This window comes from Falsochrobactrum tianjinense (genome assembly GCF_019100495.1).
Taxonomy (GTDB): Bacteria; Pseudomonadota; Alphaproteobacteria; order Rhizobiales; family Rhizobiaceae; genus Brucella; species Brucella tianjinense.
In genome coordinates this window covers 330,184-352,746 of sequence record NZ_JAHRVA010000001.1, presented here as the reverse complement: position 1 = coordinate 352,746, position 22,563 = coordinate 330,184, and the positions used below count along the sequence as shown (strand labels likewise).

Here is a 22,563-nt window from a genome sequence, read left to right as displayed (position 1 = left end):
TTTTCGTATCCGCGGAAGGCTGAAACTCACCGCCGTCTTCGCATGTGTCCCGTCACATCACACTACGCCAAGCATAAAGATCAGGCCGAGACTGATGATACCGAGCACCACCAGCGAGAGCACGGCGGTCAGTGTAACCCGTCCGCCTGCCTGCGCCACGGAACGGATATCGACGCCGAGGCCAAGTGCTGCCATGGAAATGATGGTGAGCAAAGTCGAGGTATACTGAATGCCGGGCAGAACAGCTTCCGGTATCAGATGCAGAGAATGCAGGGCCATCATGCCGAGAAAACCGATGATGAACCAGGGAACGAGCTGAAAAAAGCCCGGCTTGGCACTGGCTGTCTTGTTTCCGGCAACAAGCGCAAGCGCCAGTATCACAGGGCCGAGCATCAACACGCGAACCAGCTTGACCAGTGTGCCAAGCTGGACGCTGATGGTCGCCACCGGTGCAGTTGCGGCCAAAACCTGCGGCACGGCATAGACGGTCAGCCCGGCCAGAACGCCATATTGCGTATGCGAAAGCCCCAGGAGCGGCACCAGCAAGGGCAAGAGCAGCACCACGACCACGCCCAGAATTGCCGTGAATGCAATGGATGCCGCAACGTCCTCGCTGCCCGCGCCAATAACAGGTGCCGTGGCCGCGATAGCTGAATTTCCGCAAATGGAATTGCCGCAGGCGACCAGCACCGCCATACGGTGCGGCAGCTTCAGCAGGCGACCAATGCCGTAGCTCGACAGGATCGCCACCGTCACCACGCCTGCAATGCCAAGAATCAGCCCCGGCCCGGCGGAAATCACGGCACTTGCGCTGATCGAAGCACCCAGAAGCACCACGGCGACCTCCAGCAAGGGCTTGGCGGAGAAACTAATACCCTTACTGAAGTGCTTTCCCGGCCGCAGGAAGGTTCGCACGGCGGTTCCCAGAAGAATGGCCAGCACCAGCGCCTCAAGCCAGGCTCGCCCGGCATAATGTTCCTCGATCTTCTCAAGGCCAACAGCAACAGCCGACACGGCGACGCTAAGCGCCAGACCAGGAAGAATCGTCTGGATTTTTGGATTATTTAGAATTCGCATCAGGAATGTATTCCATCTTCAGAAATATTTTCCAATCTGATGCCCTACTTCTTCTGTTCATTCCATCGCATAATATGGCACAATCCATTAGATAAAATCGAACGATTACCGTCATGACACTGGAACAATTGCGTATTTTCATCGAAGTGGCCCAACGCGAGCATTTGACGCGCGCTTCGGAAGCCCTGCATTTGACTCCTTCTGCGGTCAGCTCAGCGATTCGCAATCTTGAAGAGCGCTACGGGGCGATGCTGTTCAACCGCATTGGACGGCGTATTGAACTGACCGGCGAAGGGCGGCTGTTTCTCGATGAAGCGCGCGCAACGCTTGCCCATGCGCAGGCCACCGAGCGGATGCTGTCCGAACTTGGCGGCGGCAAGCGCGGCATTCTCGCCATTCATGCCAGCCAGACCATCGCCAGCTACTGGCTGCCGCCCTATCTGGCGCAGTTCCACGCCACTCACCCGCTGATCGATGTGCACCTGACGCTTGGCAATACGGAAAGTGTGACCGAAGCTACCCAGAAAGGGCTTGCGGATATCGGCCTTGTCGAGGGCGCGGTGCAAGCTCCTTCCCTGTGGCTGAGCAAGATAGGTGCAGATCGATTGATCGTGGTCACGCGGCCCGATCATCAATGGAGCGGGAAAAGCCAGCTGAAATGGGACGATCTGTTCGCCGGGCAATGGATCCTGCGTGAGCATGGTTCGGGTACGCGCAGCGTATTCGAGGACGCAATGCGCGCTGCGGGCTACAATCCCTCGCGGCTCAACATTGCGCTGCAATTGCCCTCCAACGAGGCCATCTGTTCCGCCGTGCGCTCGGGCAATTATGCGACCGCCATATCCGAACTGGTGGCGGCGCCGTATCTGGCGGCGGGAACATTGATGCACGCCGATTTTCCCCTGCCCCAGCGCCAGTTTCTCATGCTCATGCATAATAAGCGCTACCGGACCAGGGCGCTGCAATCTTTCGCCAATATGCTTCTCAACGAAGCGTAGATGTCGCGCACAGAACTGCTGCCGGGCGAGCAAGCGCTGTAGGCTGGCCGCACCGGGGAGGAGCTTACCCGGATTTTCGACCCACCGCACCGGCCCGAAGCGGCCTGTGCCGTCGATATGGAGGAGGCAGACATGAGCAGGAACAGAGGCGTCGTCTACTTGCGCCCCGGTAAAGTCGAAGTTCGCGATATTGATGATCCGGCGCTGAGTGCACCCGACGGGCGCAAGCTTGAGCACGCCGTCATTCTGAAAGTGATTTCAACCAATATTTGCGGCTCCGACCAGCATATGGTGCGCGGTCGCACCACCGCCATGCCAGGTCTGGTGCTTGGACACGAGATCACCGGCGAAATCATCGAAAAGGGCAGCGATGTCGAAATGCTCGATGTGGGCGATATTGTTTCCGTCCCGTTCAATGTGGCCTGCGGGCGTTGCCGCTGCTGCAAATCGCAGGACACCGGCGTCTGCCTCACCGTCAATCCATCACGCGCAGGCGGGGCTTATGGCTATGTCGACATGGGCGGCTGGATCGGCGGACAGGCGCGCTATGTCATGGTGCCCTATGCGGATTTCAATCTGCTCAAATTCCCCGACCGCGAGCAGGCCATGGAGAAAATCCGCGACCTGACCATGCTGTCCGATATTCTGCCGACCGGCTTTCACGGCGCGGTCAAGGCGGGGGTGGGCGTAGGCTCTGTGGTCTATGTCGCAGGTGCGGGTCCGGTTGGCCTTGCCGCCGCGGCCTCGGCGCGCATTTTGGGAGCGGCGGTCGTGATGATCGGCGATTTCAACAAGGAACGGCTGGAACACGCCAGAAAGGTCGGGTTTGAACCCATCGATCTTTCCGCCAGCGACCGGTTGGGCGACATGGTTGCCGAAGTGACCGGCAGCAATGAAGTGGACAGCGCGATCGACGCCGTCGGCTTTGAAGCGCGCGGCCATAGCGGCGGCGAACAGCCAGCCATCGTTCTCAACCAGATGATGGAAATCACGCGGCCCGCAGGCTCTATCGGCATTCCTGGGCTTTATGTGACCGAAGATCCCGGCGCTACGGATCAGGCCGCGAAGCAGGGGAGCCTCTCGCTGCGATTCGGTCTTGGCTGGGCGAAGGCGCAATCCTTCCATACCGGCCAGACGCCGGTGCTCAAATATAACCGGCAACTCATGCAGGCTATTCTGCATGGACGGCTCAATATTGCTGAAATCGTGAATGCGCAGGTGATTTCTCTGGAAGAAGCCGCGCAGGGCTATGAGAGCTTCGATCAGGGTGCTGCCAAAAAATTCGTGCTTGATCCGCACGGCATCATATCGAAAGCCGCATGAATGATTTTGCGCCGGGAGCAGCCCGCTTCCGGCGCAAACTCAGCGAATAATCTTCAAAAGCTCCGGCTGCGGAAAGCAGGTCGGCGCCGTGCCGTTCTGCGTCTGCCACAGGCCGATAGAGCGGCGTGTCTTGAAGCCAGGCAGGCCATCGGCCTTGCCGACATCATGGCCATGGGCCTGCAAGCGCTTCTGCATGGCAAGAATATCGGAGCGGTACATGCTACCGACATTGCCCCATCGGGTCTGGAAATCACCCGCGCCATAGGCAATGCGATCACCGACATGGCCGATGAAGAGCGCATAGAGATCGCTCATATTATAGTCTTTGAGGACATAGAAATTCGGCGTGACGATAAAGGCCGGGCCATATCGGCCAGCGGGCATCAGGAGAAACCCTTCCCCACGCAGTTCATTGGCCGGAAATGGCTTGCCGCTGATGCGGGTAATGCCAAGCTTCGCCCATTCGGCGAGCGTCTTGCCCTGATCGGGGCCTTCCAGAGAGCAGGAAATATTTTGCGGTACATTGACCTCAAAGCCCCAGTCGCGCCCGCTCTGCCAGCCATGGATGCGCAGATAATTGGCGATGGATGCGAGCGTGTCCGGCACTGAATTCCAGATGTCGCGCTTGCCGTCGCCGTCGAAATCGACGGCGTGTTTCAGATAGGAACTTGGCATGAATTGCGGCTGGCCGAGCGCGCCCGCCCATGAGCTTTTCATGACGCTTGCATCAATATAGCCTTTCGAGGCGATTTCGAGCGCCGCAATCAGTTCCTCGCGAAACATCTCCTTGCGGGTCGCCATGAACGCCTTGGTGCCAAGCACTTCAAAGGCATTATAGGGAATTTTCACCGTGCCGAAGCCGGATTCACGGCCCCATATGGCAAGGACGATCCGCCCGGGCACACCAAATCGCCGTTCGATATTTTTAAGCAGGCCCGCATATTGCCCAAGCCGCGCCTTGCCGCCACTGGTGACGGCGACCACGGTCTTCGCATTGAAATAGCGGCCCGGCGCACCGAATTCCGCCTGTTTCTGCTCTTTCGGTATCGTGGGCTTTTCGCCCGGAATAACAAGATCGGGAAGCTTCCAGTTGATCGATACGCCAGCGAAAGCCTGATCAAAAACGGCGCGTGACACGCCAGCGGCTTTTGCTTCCGTCCAGAGATCACTTTCGATCCAGTTGCGATATTGCCGCTCGACTTGCACTTTGGAGGAGGCTGCGGCAGCGGACGGAACCGCAAGGATCACGGCAAGGCTGAAGGCAGCTTTCAAGTGTCGTTTCCATTGCCCCGCCGTCATGCATACCCCCTGAAATTATAGTGCAGTTCTCGCCCGTAAGGCTGCGGCAAGCGTGCCTTCATCGAGATAATCAAGCTCGCCCCCCACCGGCACACCGTGGGCGAGCCGGGTGACGCGAATATCGAAATCCGACAATTGATCGGTGATATAATGGGCGGTGGTCTGGCCTTCGACAGTTGCATTGACCGCGAGAATCGCCTCGCGCACTTCGCCGGACGCGACCCGCTCCACCAGTCCCTTGATATTGAGATCGTCGGGGCCTACCCCATCGAGGGGCGACAGGCGTCCGCCCAGTACGTGATAGCGTACATTCATGGTGCCCGCGCGTTCCAGTGCCCAGAGATCGGACACGTCCTCAACAACGATCAGCATGGAGGGATCGCGGCGATCATCGGTGCAGATCGTGCATGGATCGGATGTATCGACATTGCCGCAGCACGAACAGATGCGCACTTTGTCGGCAGCATCCTGCATGGCGTCGCCAAGCGGTATCAGCAGCGCTTCTTTTTTCTTGATCAGGTGGAGCGCCGCACGGCGCGCCGAACGCGGTCCCAGCCCCGGCACACGGGCCAGAAGCTGGATCAGGCGTTCGATTTCGGGACCAGCGATTCGTTTTGACATGATGCCGGTTTAAATCATTTCGTTCTGTTTGCGCACTGAAATCAGAAAGGCAGTTTGAAACCGGGCGGGATCGGCAGGCCGGCGGTCAGCGATTGAGTTTTCTCGGCCATGGCGGCTTCTAGCTTGGCTTTAGCATCATTATGGGCCGCGATAATGAGATCTTCGAGGATTTCCGCTTCCCCTTCCTTCATCAGCGAAGGATCGATATTCAGGCTCGACATCGTACCCTTGCCAGAAAGCGTCAGTGTCACCAGGCCGCCACCCGAGGAGGCAGTAGCTTCCATATTGGCGATCTCGTCCTGCATAGCCTGCATCTTGGCCTGCAATTCCTTCGCCTGCTTCATCATGCCCAGCATATCGCGCATGGGTTCACTCCTTGTTATCGGTTATGATCTCAATCATCTTCCGGCAACGCGTCGGGCGCAGCTTCGACAGCATCGAGATCGATATCTTCATCGTCACTGCGTTCTGCAACGGCAATGCGCACATCGGTAATTTTGGCACCCGGAAACGCCGCAAGTATGGCCGCGACATCGGGATCGGCGCGCGCATCGGTGACAAGATTGTCGCGGCGCTCGGTTTCGGCTTCGGCAACCGTCTGCCCACTCACGTCGCGCGCGACCGTCACCACCCATCGACTGCCGGTCCAGTTGAGGAGATGCTGCGCAATCTCGCCCGGTAGGGATTTCGGCGCATCATCGGTCAGGCCGATTTCAAGCCGCCCCGGTGCAATCGATGCCAGGCGAACGCAATTTTTGACCAAAATCTTGAACTGCATGTCACGATATTTATCGGCCAGCGCCACAATATCGTGCAAACTGCCGACTGGAACGGCAAGCTGCGACGGTGTCTCGATAATACGCATGGCCGTGGCAGAACCACCGGGTGCGGACGGCATCGAAGACGAAGCGACAGCATCGAGCGTTGCGGCACGCGCCTGTGGAGCCGGGCTGCCGCCATTAGGACCATTGGGCCTCGCCCCCTCCGCAGGCTGTGGGCGAGGAGCGGAAACGGAGCCGTTTTCAAGATTGCGCAGAGCTTCATCGAGGGTGGGCAGATCGGCGGCATGGGCAAGCCGAATCAGCAGCATTTCAGCCGCCTGTACAGGCCGGGCTGCGGTGTCGACCTCGGCAATGCCCTTGAGCAGCATCTGCCAGGTACGCGCGAGCACCCGCACCGAAAGCTTTTGTGCGAATTCGCGCCCCCGCGCGCGCTCGTCTTCTGAAAGCGTCACATCTTCCGCCACATCGGGCGTAAAGCGAAGGCGTGTCACCAGATGGTTGAAATCGGCAAGGTCCGTCAGCACGACCGACGGGTCGGCCCCCACATCATATTGTGCGCGAAATTCAGTGAGCGCACCCGCCACATCGCCCCGCATGAGCATTTCGAACAGGTCGACAATGCGGGCGCGGTCAGCAAGGCCCAGCATGGAGCGCACGGCCTCCGCGCTCACAATCCCTGCGCCATGCGCGATGGCCTGATCGAAGATCGACAGCGAATCGCGCGCCGAGCCTTCGCCTGCTCGTGCGATCATGGCAAGCGATGCATCATCCACCTCGATCTTTTCGGCTTGCGCGATGCGGCGCAGATGAGCGGCGAGCGTCCCCGATTCGATACGACGCAAGTCAAAGCGTTGGCAGCGCGACAGAACCGTGATCGGCACTTTGCGGATTTCAGTGGTGGCAAAGATGAATTTCACATGCGGCGGCGGTTCTTCGAGCGTCTTCAGCAGGCCATTGAAGGCCTGATTCGAGAGCATGTGCACTTCGTCGATGATGTAGACCTTGTAACGCGCCGAAACCGGGCGGTAGCGCACCTGCTCAATGATTTCGCGAATGTCGTCAATGCCGGTATGGGAGGCCGCGTCCATCTCGATAACATCGACATGGCGACCTTCCATGATCGCTTGGCAATGCTCACCCAGAAGGGGCAATTCGATAGTTGGCTGATCGTTTGTCTCGGTCTTGTAGTTGAGCGCGCGCGCCAGAATGCGCGCCGTCGTGGTCTTGCCCACGCCACGCACGCCGGTCAGCATCCACGCCTGCGCGATGCGGCCCGTCTCGAAAGCGTTTTTAAGCGTGCGCACCATCGGCTCCTGGCCGATGAGATCATCGAAATTCTGCGGACGATACTTGCGGGCAAGAACGCGATAGGCCCCATCGGCAGCAAAGTCGGCGGATTTTGTGTCCATTGCGACCTTCCGTTCTTCGTTCGCGTTTTCTCTCTTGCCAGTTTGGACCGGGCGTATGATCGCCGTCAACCAAAGAGGCAATCAATCAACAGCCGTCAGCGCAAAGGAAAGGTGGGAGGCTGGCACGATGACCCGTGCCATGGCTCGTTAGGGCTGCTTCCTTCCGGACCTGACCCGGTTGGCGAGTGGCTCGTCCACCACCAACCTCCCACGTTGCATATCGTCAATCATTGCGTAAAAAGCAAGCACATAGCGAAAAAAACTGGTAAGAATTATTCCATGGAACAGTTTGAACTCGATAAACGACTTGATGCCGACAGTTTTCCTGTCGCCAAGCTCGGTCTGTGCGAATTGCGGCTGATAAATGACCGCCGCTGGCCCTGGCTGATCCTCGTGCCGCGCCGCGTGCGGTTGATCGAAATTCACGATATGACGCCGCTCGACCAGACCATGCTGACCTTCGAGGCGGGGATCGTTTCGCAGGCGCTCAAGAAAGCGACCGATTGCGACAAGATCAATATGGGCGCTCTGGGCAATATTGTGCGTCAGCTTCATTTCCATGTGATTGCGCGCAACGAAGGCGACGCTGGCTGGCCTGGTCCGGTCTGGGGTCATGGCACCCGCGAAGCCTATGACGGAAAAGACGCCGAAAAGCTCATCGAAGCCATTCGCACTGCCCTCTAAAGTAACACACCTCCGAGATAATCATGGCTTTCCGTCTCTATGATCTGCCGGAAATCGAACCAAGCCAATTTGTCGGCTTTGCCGGTAATCGCATTGATCGCCTATCCGAAAAGCGGCAGGACGATTCCGCGTTCACCGCGCTGGATCTGCCGCAAACGCGGATAATGGTGCTGGGCGGCAACCGGCTTCTGCTCGATTACAGCGATGAGAAAGCGCCGCGCGCGCTGCTTGCATTTGGCGAAGCGCAAGCCTTTGCGCCCGATCTTAGCGAGCCGATCCTGCTGGGCTTGCAGGATGGAGCGCCGATTGTGGCGCTGATGGCTCCCCTCGACCCGGACGCGCTAGACATGCCTTATCGCGCACAGGAGTATCGAAGCGTCTATATGGAAGGACTGGTGAGCGCCGACATTCTCGGTGCGCTAGCACAAGCGGCGGCACTCACCGCATGGCATGGCAATCATCGCTATTGCGCGCGCTGCGGCACCAAAAGCGAAATGCGCGCCGGTGGTGCCAGGCGCCAATGCCCCAATTGCGAGGCGCAGCATTTTCCGCGCACCGATCCGGTCGCCATCATGCTGCCCGTGCGCGGCAACAAATGCATTCTGGCGCGCAGTCCGCATTTCATCCAGGGTTCCTATTCATCCCTTGCGGGCTTCATCGAACATGGCGAAACCATCGAAGCGGCGGTACGCCGCGAAAGCCTTGAGGAAATGGGGCTGGCCATCGGTCGGGTCGCCTATCACGCCAGCCAGCCATGGCCGTTTCCCTATTCGCTGATGATCGGCTGTCATGCGGAAGTGCTTTCCGACGATTTCACGATCGACCGCTCGGAACTAGAAGACGGACGCTGGTTCGACAAAGCGGAAGTTCGCGCCATGCTTGCAGGCACACATGAAAATGGGCTGCGCGTGCCGGCATCCGGCGCCATCGCAACCCACCTGATCAGGGCATGGGCTGAAAGCTGAAAAGGCAAAAGCGCCTATTCAGCCGCCAGCAAGTGGGTGTCGCGGGCATCACTGCCCTCGTAGACGCCCAGAATACGCACTTCCTTCGAGAAGAATTCAAGTTCTTCGAGTGCAAGCTGCACATTATGGTCTTCCGGGTGGCCTTCGATATCAGCATAGAATTGCGTGGCGATAAAACGCCCGCCGACCTGATAGCTCTCCAGTTTGGTCATATTAACGCCATTGGTGGCGAAACCACCCAACGCCTTGTATAGCGCGGCCGGAACGTTGCGCACGCGGAAGACGAAAGTGGTGATGATGCGGTCACCATTTTCGGGACGCGGCATCCATTGCCTGTGCTTCGACAGCACCACGAAGCGAGTCACATTGTCTTCCGAGTCCTCGACATTTTCTTCGAGGATATCAAGACCGTAGAGATCGGCGGCAAGACGCGGCGCAAGGGCCGCCATGGAGCGGTCCTGCATATCGGCGACGAGACGCGCGGCTCCTGCCGTATCGCCCGCGATCACCGGCTTCCAGCCATTATTGCGGATAACGTTGCGGCACTGACCGAGCGCATGGATATGGCTGTGAACCGACCGTATCTCTTCGCGCGTAACGCCCGGAAGCACCATCAGCTGAAAATGGATCGGCAGGAAATATTCGCCGACAATATGCATGTCGGCCAGCGGCAGCAGATAGTGAATATCGGCAACACGGCCTGCAAGCGTGTTCTCAATCGGGATCATCGCCAGATCGGCAGCACCGCTCTCGACCGCATTGAAGGCGTCTTCAAAAGTCGGGCACGGCAAAGGCTCCATATCGGGAAACATATCGCGGCAGGCCGTATCGGAATTGGCGCCTGCTTCACCCTGAAAGGAAATCCGGTTGGTTTTCATTTTAGCCGTACTTTCTCAAATGCCCTGCAACATACAGCCTTTTCTCACATGCCTTTTTTAATAACAAGCTGGCCTTTTTCAATAACAAACCGGGCGCGGTCAAGATCGGCCTGCGTATCGACACCGAGAGGAACCGTCCTGACGATCTCCGCATCGATGCGCATTCCGTCTTCAAGCGCGCGAAGCTGTTCGAGCTTTTCGCGCTTTTCGAGCGGCGACGGCCCCAGTTTCACGAAACGCTCCAGCGCTGCACGGCGATAGGCATAGAGGCCGATATGGTGATAAAGTGGACCTTCGCCATAGGGCGCGGTGGCGCGGGTGAAATAAAGCGCGCGCAGGCGCTGGCCGTCGCCCAACGGAGAGCCTACGATCTTCACCACATTGGGATTGGTCTTTTCTTCCTCCAGCGCGATCTCCACGCCAAGCGTGGCGATATCGGCGGGGCCGTCCTCAAGCGGGCGCAAGGCGCGGCGGATGGTCCGGGGATCGATGGTCGGAAGATCGCCCTGCACATTGATAACGGCGTCGACCTCGCTGGAAGGATCCAGTGCAAGAAGCGCCTCATAGATACGGTCTGAGCCTGATTCGTGGTCGCTTCGCGTCATCACCGCCTCGTGGCCATGGGCCTCGACGGCTGCGAATATCTCTTCGCTATCGGTTGCGATCACCGTGCGGCCGAGCCTTGCCGCAGCAGCTCTATCCGCCACATGCACGATCATCGGCTTGCCGCAAATATCGGCGAGCGGCTTATTGGGAAGGCGCGTGGAACCAAGCCGCGCGGGAATGAGTATCAGGGTCTTCATTGTCTGAACCATGGTCTCCTTTGGTGTTGCATATGCGGAATGCAGCAAAAGTGTCAAAAAGTCACGGGGCCGGTTAGCCTTATAGGTGTTGCATCGCTTCGGTAAAAGACCTAGTTTCCGCCCGATGCCGGGGAGAGATTTGCCAGCCCTTTACAGGTTTGCATGCCGGCTTTGGAGGGCGTTGTGGTAGAGGGAGCGCTGACCGGCGATGAATTCAACCCGGACTAACAAGTTTATAATGGCTTTTCTGGCAACGGTTTTCGTTGTCATGACAACGGGCATCCTGTCCGATTCACTGTTTCACGCACCCGCACCCGAGAAGCCCGGTTATATAATCGAAGCGGCAGAGGGTTCAGGCGGCGGTGAGGCTGCTCCGGCCAAGGAAGAAGTATCAATCGCAACCCTGTTGCAATCTGCTGATCCCGAGCGCGGCAAGAACGTCTTCAAGCGCTGTGCTGCTTGCCATACGGCTGAAAAGGGCGGGGCCAACAAGATCGGTCCGCATCTTTGGGATGTGGTTAACCGTCCTGCTGCGTCCGTTGAAGACTTCAGCTATTCGGCGGCGATGAAGGAATTCGGCGCAGCCGGAAACAAATGGGATTTTGAGCACCTCAACAAGTTCCTGACCTCACCCAGAGGTTATATCAAAGGCACGGCCATGGGCTTTGCCGGCGATAAGAAGGACAATGAACGTGCCGATTTGATCGCTTATCTGCGTACGCTTTCGGACGATCCCGTTCCGCTTCCTACCGTCGAGGCCGCACCTGCGGACGCTGCACCAGCAGACAGTGGTGAGGCCGCGCCAGCAGGCAATGGCGAAGCCGCTCCCGCACAGGAAGGCGTCCAGCCCGCAGAGCAGGCTCCGGCCAGTGATACGCAGCAGCAGGGTGAAAGTGCTCCTGCGTCTGAGCAAACTCCTGCTCCAACGCAAGAACAGCCAGCGCCTGCAAATTAAAGCATTTGCCACAATTAAAGAGCCGGGTTTCGACCCGGCTTTTTGCTGTCTGCATTTTTTTTGTCCCGCGCCTTTCTTCCTCCGCAAAAAGCCCTAAGACTTGTTCTCATATTCGGGCAGCAACGGAGATGATGGATGAGAGCTTTTTGGGCGGGAGCATTCGCAGCAGCCGTGCTCGTGGGAGCAATTTCGGCCAGCTATGCAGACGATGCAGCAAATGGCGGGCAAACCAGCGGCGGGACAGACCCTCAATGGCGCTACTCCTCCAGCCTCATGGGCGAACCAAAATATCCGGCTGATTTCAAACATTATGACTATGTGAACCCCGAAGCACCTAAGGGCGGCACGCTCAATCAGGTCGCGGTGGGTACTTTCGACACCCTCAACCCCTATGTGATTCAAGGCGTCGCGGCGGCGGGCCTGTCCGAATTCGGCGGCGGATTGCTTTACGATACGCTGATGACCGATTCGCTCGATCAAGGATCGACGCAATACCCGCTGATCGCCGAAGCCCTGCAATATCCCGACGATTTTTCCTGGGTCAAGTTCAAGCTCAATCCGAATGCCCGGTGGCATGATGGCGAGCCGATCACCGTCGATGATGTGATCTGGTCGTTCAATCTGCTCAAGAAGCAGTCACCCATGTATAATAAATATTATAGCGATGTGGAAACGGCGGAAAAATCCGGCGACCATGAGGTCAAATTCACCTTTTCGCAAAAAGGCAATCGCGAATTGCCGCAGATCATGGGCCAGCTGGCCGTCCTGCCGAAACATTGGTGGGAAGGCAAGGATGCGCAGGGCAAGCCGCGCGATATCAGCCGCTCGACACTGGAAATTCCCTTGGGTTCCAGCGCCTACAAAATCGAAAAAGTCGTGCCGGGACGCTCGATCATCTGGGCGCGCGTCGATGATTACTGGGGCAAGGATCTGCCGGTCAATGTCGGCCGCAACAATTTCGACCACCTCAAATATGAGTACTACTTCAATGAAGACGCCACATGGGAAGCCTTCAAGAAGGGCGGACGTTACGATTACCGCCAGGAGAATCGTGCGCAGCGCTGGGCCGAACAATATAATTTTCCCGCCGTCGAGCGCGGCGATGTCATCAAGGAATCATTCCCCTTCCATGCAGTCGGGCGCATGCAAGGTTATTTCCTGAACACACGCCGCGACAAGTTCAAGGACCCGAAGGTGCGCGAAGCACTCACCTATGCCTTCAACTTCGAATCGATGAACCGGCTGCTGTTCTTCAATCAGTACAAGCGCATCGAAAGCTACTTTGCAGGCAACGAACTGGAACTGAGCGGCCCGCCGACGCCTGAAGAGCAGGCGATTCTCGAAACAGTGAAGGATTCGCTTCCCGCCGACGCGCTGACCAAGGAATTCAAGCTGCCGGTCTACGATACGGCGCAGGCGACACGCGCGAACTTGCGCACCGCTCTCAAACTGTTTTCCGAGGCGGGCTGGAAATTGCAGGGCAACAAGCTGGTCAATGCGAATGGTCAGCCCTTCACCATCGAGTTTCTGGGGCGCGATCCGACCGACGAGCGCATCTACAATCCATTCGCGGCAAGCCTGCGCAAGATCGGCATCAATGCTACCGTGCGCATTGTCGACGCCGCGCAATATCAGGCCCGCGTCAATGATTTCGACTATGACATCATCACCTCCGTCGTCGCCCAGAGCGGCTCGCCCGGCAATGAACAGCGCGATATGTGGGGCTCCAAAGCAGCGGATTTCAAAGGCAGCCGCAATTATGCGGGCATTAAAAATCCAGCCATCGACACGCTGATCGATCACGTGATCTATGCGAAAGACCGCGATGAGCTGGTCGCTGCAACCCATGCGCTCGACCGAGCATTGCTGTGGAATTATTACGTGATTCCGCAATGGTATTCTGACCACATCAATATCGCCTACTGGAACAAATTCGGCATGCCGGAAACGCAGCCCGATTACCTTGGGATTGATCCTTTTTCCTGGTGGATCGATCCTGAAAAGGAAGCAAAACTCAAGTCCGGCAGCGAATAAGGCGAGGGGAATGAAGAGTTCCAGCATGAACCGCCGCTATTTTCTGGGCGTTTCCGGCAGCACCGTCCTGAGTGCGATGCTGCCTGAAAAGGCTTTCGCGCTTCTGCCGACCGCCACGCCTTTGCATGGGCTTTCGGCCTTCGGCGAGCTGAAATACGGCCCCGATTTCAGCCATTTCGACTATGCCAGCCCGAATGCACCCAAGGGCGGCACCTTCACGCTCGCGCCCTCGACATGGCTGTGGAACCAGAACACGCAGACCTTCAACACGCTCAACAGTCTCACTTTCAAGGGCGACGCGCCGCCGCGCATGGAGCTAACCTTCGACAGCCTAATGGCTCCGGCGCTGGACGAACCCGATTCGGTCTATGGCCTGATCGCGCAAAGCGTGACACTTTCCGAAGATCGCCAGACATGCACATTCAAGCTGCGCGAGGAAGCACGCTTTCACGATGGCTCGCCCATCAAGGCGAAGGATGTGGTTTTCACCTACAGGATTCTGCAAGAGAAAGGCCACCCGCACATAAGGCAAAGCCTTGCCGCACTCGAAACTGTAGAGGAGACGGAAAGAGGCGCCGTGCGGATGCATTTTGCCGCCGGGCGCGGCCCCAGCGCCATTCTGAATGCGGTTGTTCTGCCCATACTGCCGCAAAAATGGCTTGAAGGGCGCGATTTCGAGGCCACCTCCATGGAACCCATACCCGGCTCCGGCGCCTATCGCGTCGGTAAATTCGCCGCAGGCGAATTCATCGAATATGACCGTGTCAAGGATTATTGGGCCGCAGAACTGCCGGTGCAGCGCGGCTTCAATCATTTTGACCACATCCGCATCGAATTCTACCGCGACCGCCAGCCGGAATTCGAAGCTTTCAAAAAAGGAAACATCGACTTTCGGCAGGAGAATGTTTCCAAGAACTGGGCGACGGGTTATGATTTTCCCACCATACGGCAAAAGAAAATTATCAAGCGCACATTTCCCAGAGAAAAACGCCCGCTAATGCAGGGCTGGGCACTCAACCAGCGGCGCAAGCGCTTTCGCGATCCGCGCGTGCGCGAGGCCATCAGCCTGTGTTTTGATTTCGAATGGACCAACGAGAACCTGTTTTACGGCACCTATCAACGCTCGCAATCCTGCTTCAATGGTTCGGATTTTCAGGCCACCGGCCTGCCGACGCCGGACGAGATGAAGGTGCTAGAGCGCTATCGCGGCAAATTACCGGATGCGATGTTCGGCAAAGCGGTTCTCATGCCCGTTTCCGACGGAACAGGGCGTGATCGCAAGCAATTCGCGCGCGCCATCGAATTGATGCAGGCGGCGGGTTTCCAGCGCGAGAAGGGCCAGTTCCATGATCGCGATGGATCAAAGTTCTCGCTGGAGATCCTGAGCAATTCCGAAAGTTTCACCCGCGTTTACAATCCCTTCATACAAAAAATGCGTGCCATCGGCATCGACGCCAGCTTGCGGCTGGTGGACCCCAGCCAATATCAGGCGCGCATGCAGGATTTCCAATTCGACATGGTGGGCATCGCCATGCAGTTCGGTGCGACACCGACAAAGGAATCGCTTGCGGGCATGTTCGGCTCGCAAGCCGCAAAAACGCCCGGCAGCTATAATCTGCCCGGTACGGCCGATCCGCTGATTGATGCCCTGATCGACAATGTGGGGACCGTTTCCACGCGCGACGAACTGGTTGCAACGATCCGGGTGCTCGATCGGTACTTGCGTATCCGGCGCGACTGGATTCCAAATTGGACAGCGGCGAATCACCTCGTAGCCTATTGGGACCGCTTCGGCTTCAAGGAGCCAAAACCCGATTACGGCTTTCCGGTGGAGACGCTCTGGTGGCTCGATGAAGAAAAGGCAAAAGCTGTTGGCAAGCCATAGGAAGAAATACAGAACTGAAATGTGGGGCAGAAAAGACTGATGGGCGCTTATATTCTACGCCGCCTGCTTTTGATGATCCCGACAATCCTGGGCATCATGGCCATTTCTTTCGCTGTCGTGCAGTTCGCCCCAGGCGGCCCGGTGGAGCGCGTGATCGCGCAGCTTTCAGGCCAGGGCGGCGATGCGCTCGACCGCCTTTCGGGCGGGGGCAGCGATTTCGGCCAGAACAGCATGGATAGCGGCTCGGTCAATTCCAGGTATCGCGGTGCGCAGGGACTGGACCCGCAATTCATAGCGGAACTGGAGAAGCAGTTCGGCTTCGACAAGCCGCCACTGGAACGCTTCGGTCTGATGTTGTGGAACTATCTGCGTTTCGATTTCGGAGACAGCTATTTTCGCGATATCAGCGTGATCGATCTCATCAAAGAAAAAATGCCGGTTTCGATTTCGCTCGGGCTGTGGCTCACTCTGCTGTCCTATGTCATCTCGATACCGCTGGGCATCCGCAAGGCGATCAAGGATGGCTCGCGCTTCGACACGTGGACCAGCGCGGTCATCATCGTCGGCTATGCGATTCCGAGCTTTTTGTTCGCCATCCTCCTGATCGTGCTTTTTGCCGGCGGCTCGTTTTTCGACTGGTTCCCGCTGCGCGGCATCACCTCGCCTGATTTCGCGCAAATGTCGTTCTGGGAAAAGATCGGCGATTATCTGTGGCATATGGCGCTGCCGGTGACGGCATTGGTGCTTTCGGCTTTCGCCACGACGACGCTTCTGACCAAGAACTCGTTTCTGGAGGAAATCCGCAAGCAATATGTGACCACTGCGCGTGCCAAGGGACTGACCGAGAACCAGGTGCTTTACCGCCATGTTTTCCGCAATGCGATGCTGATCGTGATCGCCGGTTTTCCGGGCGCCTTCATCTCGGCCTTCTTTACCGGCTCGCTGCTGATCGAAACCATCTTCTCGCTCGATGGGCTGGGCCTGCTCGGCTATCAGTCGATCATCAATCGCGATTATCCTGTGGTCTTCGCCAATCTTTACATCTTCTCACTGATCGGCCTTCTGGTCGGGCTTCTCTCCGATCTCACCTATACGTGGATCGACCCGCGCATCGACTTCGAGCGGAGGGATGTGTGATGAGTGACACAACCCTTGCCCCTGTTGCCGCGCCCGTCAAGCGCCCGTTTCTTTCGCCGCTCAATCGCCGTCGCTGGCAGAATTTCAAGGCCAACAAGCGCGGTTACTGGTCGTTGTGGATTTTCCTGTTCCTGCTCATCGCGGCACTTGGTTCCGAGTTCATCGCCAATGACCGGCCCATTCTCGTCTCCTACAAAGGCGAGCTGCTGGCTCCGGTTTTTGTCGATTATCCGGAAGAGAAATTTGGCGGCTTTTATGCCGTAACCGACTATCGCGATCCTATGATACAAGACGAGATCGAGAGCCACGGCTGGGCGATCTGGCCACCGGTGCGTTACTCCTACAATACCGTCAATAATGATATTCCCGAAGCGGCCCCCTCAAAGCCATTCTGGCTTTATTCCAAGGAAGAGCGCTGCCAGCGCTATCCGCTCGGCGTTGATGACCCCAACTGTATTACCGGCAACTGGAACTGGCTCGGCACCGATGATCAGGCGCGCGATGTCTTTGCGCGCGCCCTCTATGGCTTTCGCATTTCGGTGCTTTTCGGGCTGATCCTCACCTTCTTTTCCGCCATTATCGGCGTGAGCGCAGGTGCGGTACAGGGCTATTTCGGCGGCTGGGTCGATCTGATTTTCCAACGCTTCATCGAAATCTGGTCATCCATCCCCGTGCTTTATCTGCTGCTGATCATCGCGGCTATATTACCACCCGGATTCTGGGTGCTTCTGGGCATCATGCTTTTGTTTTCATGGGTAGCCTTCGTGGGCGTGGTGCGCGCCGAATTCCTGCGCGCGCGCAATTTCGAATATGTAAATGCCGCGCGCGCACTCGGCGTGAAAAACGGCACCATCATGTGGCGGCATCTGCTGCCCAATGCCATGGTTGCGACGCTGACCTTCCTGCCCTTTATCCTCAACGGCTCGATCACCACGCTGACCTCGCTCGACTTTCTCGGCTTCGGCCTGCCGCCTGGTTCGGCTTCGCTCGGTGAGTTGCTCGCGCAGGGCAAGAACAATCTGCAAGCCCCCTGGCTGGGCATGACCGGCTTCGTGGTGATCTCGCTGATGCTTTCGCTGCTGATTTTCATCGGTGAAGCAACCCGCGACGCCTTCGATCCGCGAAAGGCATTTCAATGAGCGGAGCGATGAACAACACAAACCTGCTTTCGATCCGCGATCTTTCCGTCGCCTTTCGCCAGAATGGCGAGGAGCGCATTGCCGTCGATCACATATCCTTCGACATAGGCCAGGGCGAAACCGTGGCGCTTGTGGGCGAATCGGGCTCGGGCAAATCCGTCTCCGCGCTTTCCGTGCTCAAGCTCCTGCCCTATCCGGCCGCCAGCCATCCTTCCGGCGAAATCCTTTTCGACGGGCAGGATCTGATGAAAGCACAGGAGCCGGAACTGCGGCGCGTACGCGGCAATGACATCACAATGATTTTTCAGGAGCCGATGACCTCGCTCAATCCGCTGCATTCGGTCGAGCGGCAGGTCGGCGAAATCCTGAAAATGCATCAGGGCATGGGGGAGCAGGCCGCGCGAAAAAGGACGCTGGAACTCCTGAACGAAGTTGGCATACGCGAACCGGAAAAGCGGCTTGCCGCCTTCCCGCACCAGCTTTCGGGCGGGCAGCGCCAGCGCGTCATGATCGCCATGGCGCTTGCCAACAAGCCCAAACTGCTGATTGCAGACGAGCCAACCACCGCACTCGACGTGACCGTACAGGCGCAGATATTGCAGCTTCTGGCCGATCTCAAGAACGCGCAGGGCATGTCGATGCTGTTCATCACGCATGATCTGGGCATCGTGCGTAAGATCGCCGACCGCGTTTGCGTGATGAGCAACGGCAAGATCGTAGAAAGCGGTCCGACGCAGGAAATTTTCGACAATCCGCAGCATCCCTATACCAGACATTTGCTTGCCGCGGAGCCAAAGGGCGAGCCGCCACGGGCCGATCTTTCCGCCAGAAAAGTGATGGAAGGCAAAGATATACGTGTCTGGTTTCCGATCAAAAAAGGGTTTTTGCGCAGGACCGTCGACCATGTGAAGGCTGTTGACGGTATCGATGTGGAATTGCGCGCCGGCCAGACGCTCGGAGTCGTGGGTGAATCGGGTTCAGGCAAGACCACGCTCGGACTGGCGCTGTCGCGCATGATTTCTTCCAGAGGAGAAACCCGCTTTGACGGGCGCGATATCGCAAAATTCAGCTTCAGTGACATGCGCCCGCTGCGACGCGAGATGCAGATCGTGTTTCAGGACCCGTTCGGCTCACTCAGCCCGCGCATGACCATCGCCGATATCATTGCCGAAGGGCTTCTGGTGCACGAGCCGAAGCTGTCCGCCGATGAGCGCGACCAGCGCGTGATAGCGGCGCTCAACGAAGTGAACCTCGATCCCGAAAGCCGCTTTCGCTATCCGCATGAATTCTCCGGTGGGCAACGCCAGCGCGTCGCCATTGCGCGCGCCATGGTGCTCAACCCCAAATTCGTCATGCTGGACGAGCCGACATCGGCGCTCGATATGAGCGTGCAGGCACAGGTCGTCGATCTTTTGCGCGCATTGCAGAAGAAACACGATCTCGCCTATCTTTTCATCAGCCACGACCTGAAAGTGGTGCGGGCGCTCGCCAATGACGTGCTGGTGATGCGCAATGGCAAGGCGGTGGAATATGGAACGGCAAAGGAAATCTTCGCCAGCCCCAAGACAGACTACACCAGAACACTGATGGCTGCGGCCTTCCATATGGAGGCCACTGAAGGAGGAATTAAATAATGAGCGACAACAATCAGGGGAATATCCTTCTGGCGCTGACCAACTGGAATGCGCAAAGCTGGCTCGAAATGTTCCGGGAACATGCGCCCGGTCGCAAGGTCGTGACCGAACGCGCGGAAAACGATCCTTCAATCGAATATGCGCTGGTGTGGAAACAGAAGCCCGGCTCGCTGGCCAATCTGCCCAATCTCAAGGTCATTTTTTCGCTGGGCGCAGGCGTCGACCATGTATTTCACGATCCGCATATTCCCGATGTGCCGCTGGTGCGCGTTATTTCCGACGATCTGACCATGCGCATGACCGAATATGTCGTCTGGCAGGTGCTTGATCATCATCGCTTCGGGTCGATCTATCGCAAACAGCAGCAAAACCGCGTCTGGCACGAAGATCCGCGCCAGCCCGCCGCCCATGAAGTGACGGTGGGCATTCTGGGGCTGGGCGTGCTGGGACGCGATGCCGCCGACAAGCTGAAAACACTGGGCTTCAACATTACCGGCTGGAGCCGCCGCCCGAATGAGATCAAGGGCGTGACGACATTTCACGGCAAGGACGGCTTTGCGCCCTTCCTCGCATCCGCCGATATTTTCGTGTGCCTTCTGCCGCTGACGCCCGACACGAAGGGTATATTGTCCATGTCGATGTTCGCCCAGCTCAAAAGCGACGGGCCGCTGGGCGCGCCGGTGCTTATCAATGCCGGCCGCGGCGGCTTGCAGAACGAGGCCGATATTCTGGCCGCACTTGATCGCGGCCTGCTTTCAGCCGTAACGCTCGATGTGTTCAACCAGGAACCGTTGCCTGCCGACAGCCCGCTCTGGACCCATCCGCGGGTGACGATCACGCCCCATGCCGCGGCAAGCTCTTCGGCGGCGGCGATTGTTCCGCAGATCATCCGCCAGATCGATGCCTTCGAACGCGACGGGACGCTCGAACATGTCGTGGACCGCGCAACGCAGTACTGAAAGCCGTCAGGGGCGTTTCGCCGCCTTGTAACGGATGGTTTCAAAACGCGCCGTCAAGGCATTATAGAGGAGCAGCCGCCCGACCAGCGGCTCTCCTATGCCCGCAACAAGCTTGATGACTTCCATCGCTTCAAGACTGCCCATGACGCCCGGCAGAACGCCCAATACGCCAGCCTCGGCACAGCTCGGAACCGTTCCGGGTGGCGGTGCTTGCGGGAAAAGATCGCGATAGGAGGGATTGGGCAAGCCATCCGCGCCTTTTTCATAAGGTTTGAGAACCGTAATCGTGCCATCGAAACGGCCAATGGCCGCTGTCACCAGCGGGCGCTGTGCTGCCGCTGCCGCATCGGCCAGCACATAGCGCGTCGCGAAATTATCCGAGCCGTCCACCACCACATCATAAGCCGCAATCAGCGCCTGCGCGTTTTGCGCATCAAGCCGAAATTCATGGCTTTCCACCTTCACATGCGGATTGATGCGCGCGATTGCCGCAGCCGCGCTTGCGACCTTCGCCTGCCCGACGCTTGCCGTCTCGTGGATGACCTGCCGCTGGAGATTGGACAGCGAAACCGTGTCGTCATCGATAATTCCGAGTGTTCCGATACCCGCCGCCGCCAGATATTGCAGCACCGGCGCGCCCAGCCCCCCCGCGCCAAGTACCAGTACGCGCGCGGCTTTCAGCTTCTGCTGGCCGGGACCGCCGATTTCGGGCAACACGATATGGCGCGCATAGCGTTCGAGTTCTTCGGACGAAAAAGATTTTGAAGGTTCATTCATAGTACCAACCATAGGCTGACCGCCTGGTGCTGTCAGCGGATATTTTGTCTCAAATAGTGGTCAGCTGGCCAGCGGACACATTGAAGAATTGCGCATCACCCTCAAGCGCTTCAAAAAGCGCCCGGTCCGTGCCGGTCATGAAGCTCTGCCCGCCCAGATCGTCGAGAATGCCGAACAGGGCAGCACGGCGTCCCATGTCGAGATGGGCGGCTATTTCATCAAGCAGGAGAATGGGGGCCATGCCGGAAAGCTCACTCGTCAGCCTCGCATGAGCCAGAATGAGGCCGATCAAAAGCGCTTTCTGCTCGCCGGTCGAGCAAAGACCGGCGGGCATCGATTTGGGCCGGTGCTGCACGATGAGATCGGTGCGGTGCGGCCCCTCCAGCGTACGGCCCGCAGCACGATCGCGCAGTCTTCCATCCCGCAAGGTGCGGCGATAATCCTCTTCCAGATCGAGTGCCGCCTCGACGCCGATCCGCTGCTCCAGCGCCCCTTCCAGAAAGCAGTCGGCTTTCGGAAACGGACCCTCGGCGGGAAGCTTTTCGATCATGGCAGCAATCAGCCGCATGGCCTCGGCACGCGCAGCGGCAATGGCGATGCCCAGTTCCGCCATCTGATTTTCGATGGCGTCGAGCCAGCGCTCGTCATTCATGCCATCGTTTAGCAACCGGTTGCGGCTGCGCATGGCTTTTTCATAATCGAGAACGCGCTTGCCATGAACTGTGTCGATAGCCAGTACCATGCGGTCGAGAAAACGCCGCCGTTCCGATGCACCGCCGGTGAACAGTCCATCCATGGCGGGGACGATCCAGAGGATGCGCGCATAATCGAGCAATTCGTCACCGGAAGCCGCGGCACCATTAATGCGAACCTTGCGCCCCCCTTCGCTATTGCCCGCCGTGCCAGTGCCAATATTGGCCTCGCCATAGCTCATGCAATCGAGCGTGGCGTGAATGGCAAAGCCATCGCCGCTGCCGCTGCGCGCCACATCATCGTAAGCGGCTCGGCGCAGGCCCCTGCCCGGCGACAGAAACGAAACAGCCTCGATCAGATTGGTTTTTCCAGAGCCGTTTTCCCCGGTCAGCACCACATGGCCGGGGCCAAGCGGCAGGGCTAGTTCCGCATAATTGCGGAAACTGACAAGTTTAAGCCGCCGGACCGAAACTCGATCCGGACGGCTTTGTTCAGGCTCGGCGGTGGTCAC

Annotated in this window: 20 protein-coding genes and 1 other RNA gene; 11 read left to right on the top strand and 10 right to left on the bottom strand. The window is 58.1% G+C overall.

What is annotated here, in order from left to right:
• Positions 1–57 precede the first annotated feature (57 nt).
• On the bottom strand, positions 58–1,077 hold the full coding sequence (locus KUG47_RS01675) for a YeiH family protein (RefSeq protein WP_217676222.1): 1,020 nt from the start codon (positions 1,075–1,077) through the stop codon (positions 58–60).
• Between the two features lie 113 nt (positions 1,078–1,190).
• Here KUG47_RS01675 and KUG47_RS01670 point away from each other — a divergent pair, with 113 nt between their 5' ends.
• Positions 1,191–2,075, top strand: a complete 885-nt coding sequence (locus tag KUG47_RS01670) for a LysR family transcriptional regulator (RefSeq protein ID WP_217676221.1) — start codon at positions 1,191–1,193, stop codon at positions 2,073–2,075.
• A 132-nt stretch (positions 2,076–2,207) separates the two neighbouring features.
• Complete coding sequence (fdhA, locus tag KUG47_RS01665) at positions 2,208–3,398, top strand: formaldehyde dehydrogenase, glutathione-independent (RefSeq protein WP_217676220.1); 1,191 nt, start codon at positions 2,208–2,210, stop codon at positions 3,396–3,398.
• Positions 3,399–3,437: 39 nt separating this feature from the next.
• On the opposite strand, the gene KUG47_RS01660 is transcribed toward fdhA, so the two are convergent.
• The 5 genes from KUG47_RS01660 to ffs form a co-directional block, all read right to left on the bottom strand.
• Positions 3,438–4,697 carry a lytic murein transglycosylase gene (locus KUG47_RS01660; RefSeq protein WP_217676219.1) on the bottom strand — a complete coding sequence of 420 codons (1,260 nt, stop codon included), beginning with the start codon at positions 4,695–4,697 and terminating at the stop codon, positions 3,438–3,440.
• A 15-nt stretch (positions 4,698–4,712) separates the two neighbouring features.
• Positions 4,713–5,318 carry a recombination mediator RecR gene (recR, locus tag KUG47_RS01655; protein WP_217676218.1) on the bottom strand — a complete coding sequence of 202 codons (606 nt, stop codon included), beginning with the start codon at positions 5,316–5,318 and terminating at the stop codon, positions 4,713–4,715.
• A gap of 41 nt (positions 5,319–5,359) precedes the next feature.
• On the bottom strand, positions 5,360–5,683 hold the full coding sequence (locus KUG47_RS01650; protein ID WP_217676217.1) for a YbaB/EbfC family nucleoid-associated protein: 324 nt from the start codon (positions 5,681–5,683) through the stop codon (positions 5,360–5,362).
• 29 nt (positions 5,684–5,712) lie between these two features.
• Positions 5,713–7,566: a DNA polymerase III subunit gamma/tau gene (locus tag KUG47_RS01645; RefSeq protein ID WP_479691055.1), complete on the bottom strand. Its 1,854-nt coding sequence runs from the start codon at positions 7,564–7,566 to the stop codon at positions 5,713–5,715.
• A gap of 54 nt (positions 7,567–7,620) precedes the next feature.
• Positions 7,621–7,718: signal recognition particle sRNA small type (gene ffs, locus KUG47_RS01640), an RNA gene on the bottom strand.
• A gap of 70 nt (positions 7,719–7,788) precedes the next feature.
• On the opposite strand from ffs, the gene KUG47_RS01635 reads away from it, so the two are divergent.
• Entirely contained in the window at positions 7,789–8,193 is a 405-nt protein-coding gene (locus KUG47_RS01635; RefSeq protein WP_217676216.1) for an HIT family protein, read from the top strand.
• Positions 8,194–8,216: 23 nt separating this feature from the next.
• A complete protein-coding gene (nudC, locus tag KUG47_RS01630; protein ID WP_217676215.1) occupies positions 8,217–9,158 on the top strand; it encodes an NAD(+) diphosphatase in 942 nt (313 codons plus the stop codon).
• 14 nt (positions 9,159–9,172) lie between these two features.
• Here nudC and KUG47_RS01625 read toward each other — a convergent pair whose 3' ends face one another.
• Together KUG47_RS01625 and KUG47_RS01620 are read right to left on the bottom strand one after the other, a co-directional pair.
• Positions 9,173–10,036, bottom strand: coding sequence for a prephenate dehydratase (locus tag KUG47_RS01625; protein ID WP_217676214.1), 864 nt, complete (start codon positions 10,034–10,036; stop codon positions 9,173–9,175).
• Positions 10,037–10,080: 44 nt separating this feature from the next.
• The gene (locus tag KUG47_RS01620) at positions 10,081–10,851 is read right to left on the bottom strand and encodes a 3-deoxy-manno-octulosonate cytidylyltransferase (protein WP_217676213.1); all 771 of its coding nucleotides are present in this window, start codon (positions 10,849–10,851) and stop codon (positions 10,081–10,083) included.
• Between the two features lie 196 nt (positions 10,852–11,047).
• On the opposite strand from KUG47_RS01620, the gene KUG47_RS01615 reads away from it, so the two are divergent.
• From KUG47_RS01615 to KUG47_RS01585, 7 genes are all read left to right on the top strand, one after another.
• A complete protein-coding gene (locus tag KUG47_RS01615) occupies positions 11,048–11,794 on the top strand; it encodes a c-type cytochrome (RefSeq protein WP_217676212.1) in 747 nt (248 codons plus the stop codon).
• Between the two features lie 135 nt (positions 11,795–11,929).
• The gene (locus KUG47_RS01610) at positions 11,930–13,828 is read left to right on the top strand and encodes an extracellular solute-binding protein (RefSeq protein WP_217676211.1); all 1,899 of its coding nucleotides are present in this window, start codon (positions 11,930–11,932) and stop codon (positions 13,826–13,828) included.
• A gap of 10 nt (positions 13,829–13,838) precedes the next feature.
• Positions 13,839–15,713 carry an extracellular solute-binding protein gene (locus KUG47_RS01605; RefSeq protein WP_422718042.1) on the top strand — a complete coding sequence of 625 codons (1,875 nt, stop codon included), beginning with the start codon at positions 13,839–13,841 and terminating at the stop codon, positions 15,711–15,713.
• Positions 15,714–15,752: 39 nt separating this feature from the next.
• A complete protein-coding gene (locus tag KUG47_RS01600) occupies positions 15,753–16,850 on the top strand; it encodes a microcin C ABC transporter permease YejB (RefSeq protein ID WP_217676210.1) in 1,098 nt (365 codons plus the stop codon).
• Positions 16,850–17,989, top strand: a complete 1,140-nt coding sequence (locus KUG47_RS01595) for an ABC transporter permease (protein ID WP_217676209.1) — start codon at positions 16,850–16,852, stop codon at positions 17,987–17,989. The genes KUG47_RS01600 and KUG47_RS01595 overlap by 1 nt, the downstream gene beginning before the upstream one ends.
• Positions 17,990–17,997: 8 nt before the next feature.
• A complete protein-coding gene (locus KUG47_RS01590; protein WP_217676208.1) occupies positions 17,998–19,623 on the top strand; it encodes an ABC transporter ATP-binding protein in 1,626 nt (541 codons plus the stop codon).
• A complete protein-coding gene (locus tag KUG47_RS01585; protein WP_217676207.1) occupies positions 19,623–20,582 on the top strand; it encodes a 2-hydroxyacid dehydrogenase in 960 nt (319 codons plus the stop codon). The genes KUG47_RS01590 and KUG47_RS01585 overlap by 1 nt, the downstream gene beginning before the upstream one ends.
• Positions 20,583–20,588: 6 nt before the next feature.
• Here the strand turns inward: KUG47_RS01585 and KUG47_RS01580 are convergent, their stop codons facing one another.
• Together KUG47_RS01580 and recF are read right to left on the bottom strand one after the other, a co-directional pair.
• Positions 20,589–21,359, bottom strand: coding sequence for a molybdopterin-synthase adenylyltransferase MoeB (locus KUG47_RS01580; protein WP_217676206.1), 771 nt, complete (start codon positions 21,357–21,359; stop codon positions 20,589–20,591).
• A 49-nt stretch (positions 21,360–21,408) separates the two neighbouring features.
• Entirely contained in the window at positions 21,409–22,563 is a 1,155-nt protein-coding gene (gene recF, locus KUG47_RS01575; protein WP_217676205.1) for a DNA replication/repair protein RecF, read from the bottom strand.

Coding starts and splice junctions, on each gene's coding strand:
- KUG47_RS01590 (WP_217676208.1), top strand. CDS start 17,998: ATGAACAACACAAACCTGCTTTCGATCCGCGATCTTTCCGTCGCCTTT.
- KUG47_RS01670 (WP_217676221.1), top strand. CDS start 1,191: ATGACACTGGAACAATTGCGTATTTTCATCGAAGTGGCCCAACGCGAG.
- KUG47_RS01660 (WP_217676219.1), bottom strand. CDS start 4,697: ATGACGGCGGGGCAATGGAAACGACACTTGAAAGCTGCCTTCAGCCTT.
- KUG47_RS01600 (WP_217676210.1), top strand. CDS start 15,753: ATGGGCGCTTATATTCTACGCCGCCTGCTTTTGATGATCCCGACAATC.
- fdhA (WP_217676220.1), top strand. CDS start 2,208: ATGAGCAGGAACAGAGGCGTCGTCTACTTGCGCCCCGGTAAAGTCGAA.
- KUG47_RS01580 (WP_217676206.1), bottom strand. CDS start 21,359: ATGAATGAACCTTCAAAATCTTTTTCGTCCGAAGAACTCGAACGCTAT.
- nudC (WP_217676215.1), top strand. CDS start 8,217: ATGGCTTTCCGTCTCTATGATCTGCCGGAAATCGAACCAAGCCAATTT.
- KUG47_RS01675 (WP_217676222.1), bottom strand. CDS start 1,077: ATGCGAATTCTAAATAATCCAAAAATCCAGACGATTCTTCCTGGTCTG.
- KUG47_RS01585 (WP_217676207.1), top strand. CDS start 19,623: ATGAGCGACAACAATCAGGGGAATATCCTTCTGGCGCTGACCAACTGG.
- KUG47_RS01650 (WP_217676217.1), bottom strand. CDS start 5,683: ATGCGCGATATGCTGGGCATGATGAAGCAGGCGAAGGAATTGCAGGCC.
- KUG47_RS01605 (WP_422718042.1), top strand. CDS start 13,839: ATGAAGAGTTCCAGCATGAACCGCCGCTATTTTCTGGGCGTTTCCGGC.
- KUG47_RS01620 (WP_217676213.1), bottom strand. CDS start 10,851: ATGGTTCAGACAATGAAGACCCTGATACTCATTCCCGCGCGGCTTGGT.
- KUG47_RS01610 (WP_217676211.1), top strand. CDS start 11,930: ATGAGAGCTTTTTGGGCGGGAGCATTCGCAGCAGCCGTGCTCGTGGGA.
- KUG47_RS01625 (WP_217676214.1), bottom strand. CDS start 10,036: ATGAAAACCAACCGGATTTCCTTTCAGGGTGAAGCAGGCGCCAATTCC.
- KUG47_RS01635 (WP_217676216.1), top strand. CDS start 7,789: ATGGAACAGTTTGAACTCGATAAACGACTTGATGCCGACAGTTTTCCT.
- recR (WP_217676218.1), bottom strand. CDS start 5,318: ATGTCAAAACGAATCGCTGGTCCCGAAATCGAACGCCTGATCCAGCTT.
- KUG47_RS01595 (WP_217676209.1), top strand. CDS start 16,850: ATGAGTGACACAACCCTTGCCCCTGTTGCCGCGCCCGTCAAGCGCCCG.
- KUG47_RS01615 (WP_217676212.1), top strand. CDS start 11,048: ATGAATTCAACCCGGACTAACAAGTTTATAATGGCTTTTCTGGCAACG.